Annotated in this window: 12 protein-coding genes; 8 read left to right on the forward strand and 4 right to left on the reverse strand. The window is 63.9% G+C overall.

The genetic code is table 11. The features are described 5' to 3' along the window. Complete coding sequence (locus tag P7F60_RS12685; RefSeq protein WP_277918086.1) at positions 1-552, forward strand: CGNR zinc finger domain-containing protein; 552 nt, start codon at positions 1-3, stop codon at positions 550-552. Next, a complete protein-coding gene (locus tag P7F60_RS12690) occupies positions 549-1,058 on the forward strand; it encodes a hypothetical protein (RefSeq protein WP_277918087.1) in 510 nt (169 codons plus the stop codon). The genes P7F60_RS12685 and P7F60_RS12690 overlap by 4 nt, the downstream gene beginning before the upstream one ends. A gap of 71 nt (positions 1,059-1,129) precedes the next feature. Here the strand turns inward: P7F60_RS12690 and ndk are convergent, their stop codons facing one another. Then, the gene (ndk, locus tag P7F60_RS12695; RefSeq protein WP_277918088.1) at positions 1,130-1,552 is read right to left on the reverse strand and encodes a nucleoside-diphosphate kinase; all 423 of its coding nucleotides are present in this window, start codon (positions 1,550-1,552) and stop codon (positions 1,130-1,132) included. 181 nt (positions 1,553-1,733) lie between these two features. Beyond that, positions 1,734-2,426, reverse strand: coding sequence for a glutathione S-transferase family protein (locus P7F60_RS12700; protein ID WP_277918089.1), 693 nt, complete (start codon positions 2,424-2,426; stop codon positions 1,734-1,736). 132 nt (positions 2,427-2,558) lie between these two features. Here P7F60_RS12700 and P7F60_RS12705 point away from each other — a divergent pair, with 132 nt between their 5' ends. The 6 genes from P7F60_RS12705 to P7F60_RS12730 all read left to right on the forward strand — a co-directional run bounded on the left by P7F60_RS12705 (position 2,559) and on the right by P7F60_RS12730 (position 9,984). Continuing rightward, positions 2,559-3,086, forward strand: a complete 528-nt coding sequence (locus P7F60_RS12705; protein ID WP_277918182.1) for a DinB family protein — start codon at positions 2,559-2,561, stop codon at positions 3,084-3,086. 114 nt (positions 3,087-3,200) lie between these two features. Beyond that, the gene (locus P7F60_RS12710) at positions 3,201-4,250 is read left to right on the forward strand and encodes a GGDEF domain-containing protein (protein ID WP_277918090.1); all 1,050 of its coding nucleotides are present in this window, start codon (positions 3,201-3,203) and stop codon (positions 4,248-4,250) included. 71 nt (positions 4,251-4,321) lie between these two features. Next, positions 4,322-6,205: an ABC-F family ATP-binding cassette domain-containing protein gene (locus P7F60_RS12715; protein WP_277918091.1), complete on the forward strand. Its 1,884-nt coding sequence runs from the start codon at positions 4,322-4,324 to the stop codon at positions 6,203-6,205. A gap of 106 nt (positions 6,206-6,311) precedes the next feature. Beyond that, entirely contained in the window at positions 6,312-7,157 is an 846-nt protein-coding gene (locus P7F60_RS12720) for a polysaccharide deacetylase family protein (RefSeq protein ID WP_277918092.1), read from the forward strand. A 110-nt stretch (positions 7,158-7,267) separates the two neighbouring features. Then, complete coding sequence (locus P7F60_RS12725; protein ID WP_277918093.1) at positions 7,268-8,194, forward strand: Gfo/Idh/MocA family oxidoreductase; 927 nt, start codon at positions 7,268-7,270, stop codon at positions 8,192-8,194. An 86-nt stretch (positions 8,195-8,280) separates the two neighbouring features. After that, positions 8,281-9,984 (forward strand): alpha/beta-hydrolase family protein, encoded by a 1,704-nt coding sequence (locus tag P7F60_RS12730; RefSeq protein ID WP_277918094.1) that lies wholly within the window; start codon positions 8,281-8,283, stop codon positions 9,982-9,984. A 33-nt stretch (positions 9,985-10,017) separates the two neighbouring features. Here the strand turns inward: P7F60_RS12730 and P7F60_RS12735 are convergent, their stop codons facing one another. Together P7F60_RS12735 and P7F60_RS12740 are read right to left on the reverse strand one after the other, a co-directional pair. Continuing rightward, complete coding sequence (locus tag P7F60_RS12735) at positions 10,018-10,467, reverse strand: DNA polymerase III subunit chi (RefSeq protein WP_277918095.1); 450 nt, start codon at positions 10,465-10,467, stop codon at positions 10,018-10,020. Between the two features lie 2 nt (positions 10,468-10,469). Continuing rightward, on the reverse strand, positions 10,470-11,960 hold the full coding sequence (locus tag P7F60_RS12740; RefSeq protein ID WP_277918096.1) for a leucyl aminopeptidase: 1,491 nt from the start codon (positions 11,958-11,960) through the stop codon (positions 10,470-10,472). Positions 11,961-12,165: the final 205 nt, after the last annotated feature.

Consider the following 12,165-nt stretch of genomic DNA (forward strand, 5'->3'; position numbering starts at 1 on the left):
ATGAGTTTTGCCTGGACCCCGCATCGTTTTTCCGGTGGCGCTTTGGCGCTGGATGTCGCCAACAGCGTCGTGCTGCGCTTCGACCCGGCGCGGCGTATCGACCGTTTTGCCCTGCGCGAACATCTGGACGCCTTTCCGCAGGCGGCGGCGCGCCTCAGCAGCGAGCCCGGGCTACCGGCGGCGATGACGCCGCCGGGCCATGCGAACGAAGCGGATTTCCTGGCCTTGCGCGATGCCATCGACCGCTATTTTCGCACCCGGGTCGAGGGAGATGACAGCCGCGCCTTGCTGGCCGATTTGCTCGCCTCGGCGGCGGCCTGCCTGCGGGGGGCGGCATCGGAGGACGACCTCGGGGCACAGACGGCGCGTTCGGCGCTGCGGCTCGTCGCTCTGCCCGATGACGGGCGCATGAAGATCTGCGGCAATTGCGGCTGGCTGTTCCTGGATCGCAGCAAGAATAAAAGCCGCGCCTGGTGCGACATGGCCGTCTGCGGCAATCGCGTCAAGGCCAGCCGCCATTACCGGCGCAAGACGAAAGGAGCCGATGCATGAAACGCCTTCTGCTTGCCGCCCCCCTTCTGGCGTCGGCCCTCATGCTTTGCGCCTGCCAGCGCGAGGCCAAGGACGGCATCACCGAAATCTCGGGAAAGATGTTCGTCTTCAATTATCGCATCGCCACCGCCACCTATATGCTGACGCTGGCGCGCAAGGCGCCGCTGCCGGAAAACGGCAGCGTCGAGACCGAATACGAGAACCCGGCCGGCGGCGCGCCGATCGTCGAGGTCTCGAAAATCTATCCCTTCTGGGAAAAGATCGTGCTGGAAAGCCCGCCGGTGCATTGCGTGGTCAAGGACAAGCGCTACGGCGTCAAGATCCGCATCCTCGATGCCGACCACAAGCTGCTGCAATCGCTGGAAACCACCGTGGTCTCCGATATCGACCAGACGATCCTGCCGGCCAAGCCGCTGGTCGTCGGCCCGGCCTATACGAAAAACCCGGACCTGCAGAAACCGGACGGCACCACCGATTATTCGCCGGAAACCGGCTGCCCGGCATGAAAAAAGCCGGGGCGTTGACCGCCCCGGCTTTTCAATTCAATTCGGCTTTCTCCTGACGGAGAAGGCCTGGATCAGCCGACGATTTCGGTATCGGAGAACCAGTACTTGATTTCCTGGGCAGCGGTCTCCGGGGCGTCCGAGCCGTGAACGGAATTTTCGCCGATCGACAGGGCGTGCGTCTTGCGGATGGTGCCTTCGGCGGCCTGCGCCGGGTTGGTGGCGCCCATGATTTCGCGGTTCTTCAGGATGGCGTTTTCGCCTTCGAGAACCTGGACGACGGTCGGGCCGGAGGTCATGGTCTCGACGAGTTCGCCGAAGAAGGGACGCTCCTTGTGAACGGCGTAGAAGCCTTCGGCTTCGCGCTTGCTCATCCAGACGCGCTTGGAAGCGACGACCGACAGGCCGGCTTCTTCAAGCATCTTGGTGATGGCGCCGGTCAGGTTGCGCTTGGTGGCGTCCGGCTTGATCATCGAAAACGTGCGTTCAATCGCCATGTTCATGTCCTCTTGAAAATCGGGGAAAGTGGGCGGTGTTTACCCGCCTCACCGCCCGAAAACAAGGGGGAGCCAGAACGCTTCTGCGTTTCTTCAAATCGCAAAAGCGCTCTAGTTGTTTGTTTTTGCGCATTTCCGGACGGAAAACCGCTTCGCGTTTTTCCTGGAAATGCTTAAAGTTTCACGCCGCTGTCACATGCCGACCGCGCCCTTCGAAAAGATCGAGGCAGCGACCGAACCACTCCATCGCCGGATCGTCGGCACTGAGCGGCAGGCTGCCGCTCGTCACCCGCGCCCATTGCAGCGCGCCGAAGAGGATGTAATCGGCAAACAGCGGGCTGTCGCCACCGAGATAAGGCTGGAATTTCAGCATATGGCGCAGCGGCTCCAGCTTGCCCGGAAACGCCGCCTTCTCCGCCTCGGCGCGGGTGGCGACCACCTCCTCCAGCGGTCTGCCCAGCCGCGCCTCGCGGCTTTCCCGGAAATAGGCCTTGTCCTTCTCGGGCAGGATATCGTGAATGCTCATCACGATGATCGGCATCAGCGCCGCCTGCAATACGGTCTGGGTATAGCCTTCGACGAAACGCGCCATCGCCTTGCCGCCCTCACCCTTGAACAGCGAGGGACGATCCGGATAGGTGTCCTCCAGATAGAGCGCGATGGCAAAGCTGTCACTGACCAGATGGCCGTTGTCGTTGAGGATCGGCACGGTGCGGGAGAATCCGTTTTCCAGCGCCGGAATTTCGGTGAACGGCACCGGTCGCTCGACGAAATCCAGCCCTTTGTGCGACAGCGCCATCACCGCCTTCCAGCAATGCGGCGAAAAGGGGCGCTTCGTATCCGTGCCGCACAGCGAATGCAGAATGATGGTCATGGCGTTCTCCTTGAATGTGTTGCATCAAAGCCGCGAATGCGGGCGGAATCAAATCAGGAAATTTCATGATTTCCATCATGCCGTTTGACGCATCGACGGCGTAAGATGGAGACCGCATCGGAGGGCAAGGCCATGATCGACCACTATCGCATGTTTGCGGACTACAATCGCTGGGCCAACGAACGCATCTACACGGCAGCGGCCGAGCTTTCGGAAGCGGATTACCGGGCGCACAAGGGCGCCTTCTTCGGCTCGTTGCATGGCACGCTGAACCATCTTCTTGTCGCGGACCGCGTCTGGATGCAGCGCTTCACCGGCCATGGCGAGCCGGTATCGACCCTCGACCAGGTCCTGCATGAGGATCTCGCCGGCCTGCGCGAAGCGCGGCGGCTGGAGGATGCCCGCATCGCCTCCTGGATCGATACGCTTGCCGAAGCCGATTTCGGGCGGATCATTTCCTATACGCCGCTCACCAACCCGCAGCCGATCACCCATCCGCTCGGCCCGGCGCTGGCGCATTTCTTCAACCACCAGACCCACCATCGCGGCCAGTGCCACACGATTCTGACCGGACTTGGCAGGCCAAGCGTCACGCTCGACCTCATCTATTTCCTGCGCTCCGAGGGCAGCCGCTGGATGGGGCCGGCAATCGCCCATTAACCGCAAACGTCAAGAAAGCCCGGACAAGCCGTGGTTTTCAACGCGCGTTAAACGGTAGCGCGCCTATGGGTTTACGCAGCCGCGGACAAGAATGCGCGGGGAAGCGAGGGGCGCGTGCGACAATTTCAGACGATGGCTCTGGCGGTGGCGAAACCGAACGGCCAATCCAACCTGCCGGAAACGATGCTTACCATCGCCGAGGCCATGGCGAAGCTCGAGATTGAGCCGCTGCCGCGCAATTACGAATTGCTGCACGAGATGCTGAGGGGCGGCAATGCCGATCTGCAACGCGATTTCGCGGCCCTTGGACCCCGGCCTCGCCAGGCGGATCTGGACGATCTCGGCCTGCATTATCGCCTTGCCGGCCATTGCGGCCTTGCCGCCAGCCGTTGCCAGTCGGAAGCCGCGCGCCTGTTGGGCGGGCTGAAGGAACAGCTTGCGCTCGGCATCACCGGCAAACAGGCCTTCTCCCGCTCGCTGGAGGCTACCACGCGGGCGCTCGCCGCCCCCGGCACCAGCCTGGCCGACAGCCTTCGGGCCGTCGATGCGTTGCAAGCCGGCCTTGCCGAACTGATCGTGGCCGAAACCGCCATCGGCCAGGCGCTCAACCAAGGGGTGATCCGCCTGGAGCGGATCGATCGCGGCCTCGACGCCCTCGATGCCGCAGCGCTTCAGGACAAGCTGACCCATCTTCCCAACCGCCTCGCTTTCCTGCGCAGGCTGGAGGACATGTACCGGCCGGAAGCGACACCGCCGCGCGGCGCGCTGCTGCTGATCGACATCGACGATTTCAGTCGCATCAACCAGACGTTCGGCGAGCGCGCCGGCGACCGGTTGTTGAAACGTCTCGCGACCTATCTGCGCAAATCGATCAAGAAGAGCGATTTCGTCGCCCGTATCGCCGGTGACGATTTCGCCTTCCTGTTCGACGATATCGACCAGCCGGATGCCGTGATCATCGCCGGTCGGTTGCGCGCCGGCATCGCCGAACAACTGGCCTTCGCAACGTCGGAGCCCGGCGAACGCGATCACCTCACCGTGTCCATCGGCATTGTCCTCACCGGCCACGTCGCAAGCGCGGCCGAGTTGCAGGCAAGGGCGCAGGCGGCCCTTGCCGCCGCAAAAGCCGATACGCGCCAGCCGATCAAGGTTTCCCTGGGCTAAGACTTCCGCCGGAATGACGCCAGAGCGCCTCTCTCTTGCCTTCGCCGCCGGATTCGGCCAAAACGCCGGGCATGATCACGCTCACCAATCTTTCGGCGCGCATCGCCGGCCGGCTGCTTATCGAAAACGCCAACCTCTCCCTGCCGGAAGGCACGAAGGCGGGTCTGGTGGGACGCAACGGTGCCGGCAAATCCACCCTGTTCCGCATCATCACCGGCGACATGGAAAGCGAAAGCGGTTCCGTCTCGCTGCCGCGCAATGCGCGCATCGGCCAGGTGGCGCAGGAAGCGCCGGGCACCGAGGAGCCGCTGATCGAGATCGTGCTGAAGGCCGACAAGGAGCGCGAGGCGTTGATGGCGGAAGCCGCGACCGCCACCGATCCGCACCGCATCGCCGAGATACAGACGCGTCTCGCCGACATCCAGGCGCATTCTGCCGAAGCCCGCGCCGCCAGCATCCTCTCGGGCCTCGGCTTCGACCACGAGGCGCAACTGCGCCCAGCATCGAGCTTTTCCGGCGGCTGGCGGATGCGCGTGGCGCTTGCCGCCGTCCTGTTTTCCGAGCCGGATCTGCTGCTGCTCGACGAGCCGACCAACTATCTCGACCTTGAGGGCACGCTGTGGCTGGAGGATTACATCCGCCGCTATCCGCATACGGTCATCATCATCAGCCACGACCGCGACCTGCTCAACACCGCCGTCAACGCCATCGTCCATCTCGACCAGAAGAAGCTGACCTTCTATCGCGGCTCCTACGACCAGTTCGAGCGCCAGAAGGCGGAAGCCGACGAATTGCAGATGAAGGCGAAAGCCAAGAACGACGCGGCCCGCAAGCATCTGCAGAGCTTCATCGACCGCTTCCGCGCCAAGGCGACCAAGGCCCGCCAGGCCCAGAGCCGCATCAAGGCGCTGGAGCGCATGGGCACGGTCGCGGCGGTCATCGAGGATCATGTGCAGGGCTTCTCTTTCCCCGAACCGGAAAAACAGCCCGCCTCGCCCATTATCGCCATCCAGGGCGGGTCGGTCGGCTACGAGCCCGGCAAGCCGATCCTGTCGCGCATCAACCTGCGTATCGACAATGACGACCGCATCGCCCTCCTCGGCTCCAACGGCAACGGCAAGTCGACCTTCGCGAAATTTATCTCCGGCCGGCTGCAGGCCCAATCCGGCGAGATCAAGACCGCGCCGAACCTCTCCATCGGCTTCTTCGCCCAGCATCAGCTCGACGATCTCGTGCCGAAGGACAGTGCCGTCGAGCACGTGCGCCGGCTGATGCCGGAAGCGCCGGAGGCCAAGGTGCGCGCCCGCGTCGCCCAGATGGGTCTGGCGACCGAGAAGATGGACACGCCCGCCAAGGATCTCTCCGGCGGCGAGAAAGCACGCCTTTTGATGGGCATGGCCGCCTTCGAAGCGCCGAACCTGCTGATTCTCGACGAGCCGACCAACCATCTCGATATCGACAGCCGCAATGCGCTGATCCAGGCGCTGAACGATTATCCCGGCGCCGTCATCCTCATCTCGCACGACCGCCACCTGATCGAGGCGACCGTCGACCGTCTGTGGCTGGTGCGCGACGGCACGGTGACCGCCTATGACGGCGACCTCGAAGACTATCGCAGCCTGATCGTCGCCACGCCCAAGGGCAAGCAGGCGGCCAAGACGCCGATCGAGGACAGCAAGAACAAGGCCGACCAGCGCAAGCTCGCCGCCGAGCGGCGTTCGGCACTGGCGCCGCTCAAGAAAAAGATCAACGATCTCGAATCCTTGACCGGCAAACTGCAGAAACTGATTCAGGCCCTGGACAAGGAACTTGAAGACCCCGCGCTTTACGAGAAATCGCCTGACAAGGCCGTGACCAAGGCCAAGGAACGCGCCGGCGCGCTGGCGAAGCTCAACGAGGCTGAGGAGCAGTGGCTGGAGCTTTCCACCGAATACGAGGATGCGATGGCGGGGTGATCCCCGCTATTTGACGACATTAACTTTTCGCCGGACGGACGAAAGGATTCGTTAACCATAATCGACAAAAATCACCCGGCATTATCGATTTGTTGAGTGATTTTTCATGTCGTTTCGTTCCTTGCTCGCCGCAGGCCTTTGCCTTGCCGCCCTTTCCGGCTGCGCCAACCGTCAAGCCATCCATACCGGCTCCATCAAGACCGCCTATGCCTATGGCATGGAGGGCGAGCAGCCGCTGGCGACCAGCGCACCGGCGAAGGAAGACACCGTCGCCTGGATGCGCACCGTGCATCCGAACGCGCTGGCCGGGCGCACGCTGGCGGTCGGCTCGCTGCACGACATCCGCCTGCGCGAGCGCGAGGTGGTGCTGACCTTCGACGACGGCCCGATGCCCGGCAAAACGGAAAAAGTGCTCGATACGCTCGATGCCTTCGGCGTCAAGGCGACCTTCCTGATGGTCGGCCAGATGGCCGAGACCTATCCGTCCATCGCCCGTAGCGTCGTGGCGCGCGGCCATTCCATCGGAAGCCACACCTATCGCCACCGCAATCTCGCCTCGATGAGCTTCGACAGCGCACTCTCGGAAATCCAGCGCGGCGAGAAGGCGGTGCAGAAGGCGACCGCCACCGATGCCGCCTTCTTCCGCTTCCCCTATCTCTCCGACACACGCCGGCTGCGCTCGGCCCTCACCGCCCGTGGCGAGGTGATCATGGATGTCGACGTCGATTCGAAGGATTACTTCAAGGACGGTCCCGCAAAAGTCGCCGAGCGCACCATGGCGGCGCTCAACAGGCGCGGGCGTGGTATCATCCTGATGCACGACATCCACAAGCGCACCGCGACCATGCTGCCGGCGATGCTGAACGAACTGAAGGCACAGGGCTACAAGGTGGTGGCGCTGCGCTACAAGCGCAGCCGCATGCCGGAGCAGATGATCGCCTCTGCGGAATAAAGCCGGATCCGATGCGAACCGCTTGGACCGGTGGCGGACTTGTCGGCCGGCGACATTCTGTTACAACCTCACGCCACCAAGACCCATTCGTCAACAGAGCAGCATCGACCATGGCCCCCATCAAGCTCGCAATCGTCGGCGTCGGCAAGATCGTCCGCGACCAGCATCTTCCCTCCATCGCCAAGATTGCCGATTACGAGCTGGTCGCCACGGCAAGCCGCCATGGCACGGTCGAGGGCGTGCCGGCCTTCACCACCATCCAGGCGATGCTGGAAGCCGTGCCGGAAATCACCGCCGTGTCGCTGTGCATGCCGCCGCAGTTCCGCTACGAGGCGGCGCATGCGGCGCTGAATGCCGGCAAGCATGTCTTCCTCGAAAAACCGCCGGGCGCGACCTTGAGCGAAGTGCAGGATCTCGTCCGCCTCGCCGCCGGGAAGAAAGTGTCGCTGTTCGCAAGCTGGCACTCGCGCTATGCGCCAGCCGTCGAAGCCGCGAAAACCTTCCTTGCCGGAACCCGCATCCGCAACATGCAGGTGATCTGGAAAGAGGACGTGCGCCACTGGCATCCGAACCAGGACTGGATCTGGCAGGCCGGCGGCCTCGGCATCTTCGATCCCGGCATCAATGCGCTGTCGATCGTCACCCATATCCTGCCGAACGCCATTTTCCTGACCAAGGCGAGCCTGGAATTCCCGGAAAACCGCGACGCGCCGATTGCCGCAGACCTGCGCTTCTGCGATGCGGCCGGCCTCGAGGTCCACGCCGAATTCGACTGGCGCCAGACCGGCAAGCAGAGCTGGGACATCATTGCCGACACCGATGCCGGCCAGATGGTCCTCTCCGAAGGCGGAGCAAAGCTCTCGGTCGACGGCGCCCTGACCTTCTCCGAGCCGGAGAAGGAGTATTTCGAGCTGTACAAACGCTTCGCCGCGATCATCGCCAATGGCACCTTGGATGTCGATCTCGCGCCGCTCACCCATGTCGCCGATGCCTTCATGCTCGGCCGGCGCAAATTCGTCGATTCCTTCTTCGATTGACAACCGCCTTCTGGCCTTGGCCTGCCGCAGGCATATCGCTATGATTGCAGCGTGACATGCGGACAGCCGGGCCGGGAGGAAGTTTCTTGTATGCGTTCGATGGCCTGATTTCCAGCATCCGCAGGCATTTCTTCTCGCTCTCCGGCATCGGCATCACGCTCGGAACCCTGTTCTTCGCGGCGGCGCTGACGCCGACGCTTGTGCCACGCACCGCCCTGACGCAAGGGGCGCTGGCTGGCGCCTGCTTTGCCATCGGTTATGGCGCGGGCGTGCTGTTTCGCTGGGTCTGGCGCTATCTCGAATTGCCCGAACCGCCGCTGCGCCTGCGGCTGCGCACCAACGCGGCGATCATGGCGCTGGCAGCGGCGATTGCCCTCGGTTTCCTTTGGCATGCGGCGGCCTGGCAGAATTCCATCCGCGCGGTGATGGGCATGGCACAGGTGGAGACGGCGCATCCGTTCAAGGTTTGCGCCGTCGCGTTCGCGGCCTTCATCGTGTTGCTGCTGATCGGGCGGTTCTTCGCCTTTATCGCCGGGCGGATCGGGGCTTTCGTGCGCCGCTTCCTGCCGCGGCGCGTCGCCAATGCGGTCGGTGTGGCGCTGGCCGTGCTGGTGTTCTGGACGCTGGCCAACGATCTCGTCGTGCGCCGCGTGTTCACCATGCTCGACGCCTCCTATCGGGACTATGACGCGCTGATCGAGCCGGAACGGCCGCAGCCGACGGCGCCGGGCAAGGCCGGCAGCCCCGCCTCGCTGGTCAAATGGGACGAACTCGGCCGCGCCGGCCGCGAATTCGTGGCGACCGGGCCGGATGCGGGGCAGATCGGCGCGCTGACCGGGCGACCGGCGAAGGAGCCGATTCGCGTCTATGTCGGCCTGCGCGCCGCCGAGACGGCTCCGGCGCGCGCAAGACTGGCACTGGAGGAATTGAAGCGCGAGGGCGGTTTCGAGCGCTCGATCCTGATCGTCATCACGCCGACCGGCACCGGCTGGGTCGATCCCGCCGCCATGGACAGCGTCGAGGTGCTGCACGACGGCGACGTCGCCAGCGTCGCCTTGCAATATTCCTATCTCAGCAGCCCGCTATCGCTGCTGGCCCAGCCGGAATACGGGGCGGAGGCGGCGCAGGCGCTGTTTGCGGAAATCTACGGTTACTGGACCAGCCTGCCGAAAGACCAGCGGCCAAGGCTTTACCTGCATGGACTCAGCCTCGGCGCGATGAATTCCGAACGCTCGGCGGAGATTTTCACCCTGATCGGCGACCCCATCGCCGGCGCGCTGTGGAGCGGCCCGCCCTTCGAAAGCCGTATCTGGCGCTCGGTCACCGACAGGCGCAATGCCGGCACGCCGCAATGGCTGCCACAATTCCGCGACGGCAGCATCGTGCGCTTCTTGAACCAGCAGGGCTCCCCCGTCCCCATGGACCGGCCATGGGGACCGATGCGGATCGTCTACCTGCAATATGCCAGCGACCCTATCGTCTTCTTCAATTACCGCGATCTCTATCGCCGCCCGGATTGGCTGAAGCAGCCTCGCGGGCCGGATGTTTCGCCTGATCTGCGCTGGTATCCCGTCGTCACCATGCTGCAGATCGCCCTCGACATGGCCGTCGCCACCACGACGCCGATGGGCCACGGCCATGTCTATGCGCCGGAGGATTATGTCGATGCCTGGGTAGCGGTGACCGACGTCACAGGCTGGACGCCGGAGGCGCTGGCTGGCCTGAAACAGCATTTCAGGACAGCCTTCCCGCGCGGCGACGTCAAGGACGACAGCGCGCGCGGCGGATAACGGACCTTTCGTTTCCGTTTTCCTGGAAATGGCCTACGCCTTCTTCTCCCAGCGCCCCTCGGCGTTCTGCTGCCAATAGGTCAGCATATGCCCCTCGGCCTTCAGGCTTTTCCATTGGGCACGCGCCGCCTCGAGCTGCAGCTGGTCGTAGCCGTCGAACATGAAGACGACACGCTCATAGGCGTCGAGCGGCGGCGGCTCGGCGGCTTCGATGAGGAAACGCACCGTCGCATTGTTGGCATTATCGCCGCCGGTGGTCAGCAGCACCGGTTGTTCCTCCGGCATCGGGCCGTCATCGGCTCCATGCGGCAAAAAGCTATCCTCGCGAAACGTCCAGAGATGCTGGTCCAGCTTCTCCTTCATCGCCGCCTCGCGCATCTGCACCACCACCCGCCATCCCCGGTCGAGGCTGCGCTCGAGCAGGGGCGGCAGGGCGTCTTCCAGCCGGCTTTCGGTCAGGTGGTAGAAAAGGATCTCGGTCACGATCAGCTTTCGTAGTTCGTCCGCACAAGTTGATCCAGCAGCCGAACGCCAAAACCGGAGGCCCAGGACTGGTTGATCTCGTTCGACGGCGAGGACATGGCCGTGCCGGCGATATCGAGATGCGCCCAGGGTGTATCGCCGACGAAACGCTTGAGGAAATGCGCCGCCGTGATCGAGCCGGCATAACGCCCGCCGGTGTTCTTCATGTCGGCAAACTTGCTGTCGATCATCTTGTCGTAGTCTTTTCCGAGCGGCATGCGCCACAGCTTCTCGTCGGTGGCGAGCCCGGCCTCGGTCAGGCGTGCCGACAGCGCATCGTCATTGGAAAACAGGCCGGCATGGACGCTGCCGAGCGCCACCATGATCGCGCCGGTGAGCGTCGCCAGGTTGACCATGAATTCCGGCTTGAAACGTTCCTTGCAATACCAGAGCGCATCGCAGAGCACGAGGCGTCCCTCGGCATCGGTGTTGATCACCTCGATGGTCTGGCCGGACATGGACGTGACGATGTCGCCGGGGCGCTGGGCATTGCCGTCCGGCATGTTTTCCACAAGGCCGATGATGCCGATGACGTTCGCCTTGGCCTTGCGCGCCGCCAGCACATGCATCAGGCCGGTGACGGCGGCCGCGCCGCCCATGTCGCCTTTCATCTCCTCCATTCCGGCGGCTGGCTTGATGGAGATGCCGCCGGTATCGAAGACCACGCCCTTGCCGATGAAGGCGAGCGGCTTTTCGTTCTTGCCGCCGTTCCAGCGCATGATGGCGAGACGCGGCGGCCGCACCGAGCCTTGCGAAACGCCGAGCAGCGCGCCCATGCCGAGCTCGCCCATCTCCTTCTCGGTGAGAATCTCGACCTCGACGCCGAGCGATTCGAGCGCCCTGGCGCGGGCGGCGAATTCGACAGGGCCAAGCACGTTGGCCGGCTCGTTGACGAGATCGCGCGCCAGGCAAACGCCCTCGGCCACCGCCTTCGCCGCCGTATAGGCGGCGGTCGCGGCGCTTGCGGCAGTGGTGACGATGGTCACCTTGACGGTCTTTTCGGCCGGCTTGTCGTCCTCGTCCTTCTTTTTCGTCTTGTAGGCGTCGAAGGCATAGCCGCGCAGATGCAGGCCAAGCGCGAAATCGGCGGCCTGTTCGCCGGTCACGGTCAAGCCCGGCGCATCAAGGAAGATGGCGGCCGACGTCGCCTTGCCAAGCCTGGAGGCAGCGATGCCGCCGGCGCGCAGCCAGTCATGGGCGGTCAGATCGGCGCCCTTTCCGAGGCCGACGACCAGCAGCCTGTCAACCGGCGAGCCCTGCGGCGCGATGATATCCAGCACACCCATGGATTTCGCCTTGAAGCGCGCGACCTCGGCCGCCTTGGCGTAAACGCCGGCCGGATCGACGGCGCTCGCGGCGGCCGGCGCCGGGCCGTCGGCCAGTTTCAGGGCAATCGCCGTCTCACCGTTGAGGGCTGCGGACGGGGCAAAATTCACGTCGAAAGTCACGGACATCGATTCTCCACCGGGATGGGCCATAAGATTGTGCCCGATCTTTGCGGGCAATGCCGGCACAAGGCAAGCCTCATACGAGCATGACCGAATTGGCACACCGTCAAAATATCGTGGGCCGTGACGGAAATTTGACCAGGGGCCTGTCGCCATTCCCTTTCGAAGCGCGTAGAGAGAGGGCGTCGCGACAGCGGCCTTTGGATGGCTT

This window comes from Rhizobium sp. YJ-22, assembly GCF_029601685.1.
In the GTDB taxonomy this organism is placed as follows: Bacteria; Pseudomonadota; Alphaproteobacteria; order Rhizobiales; family Rhizobiaceae; genus Metarhizobium.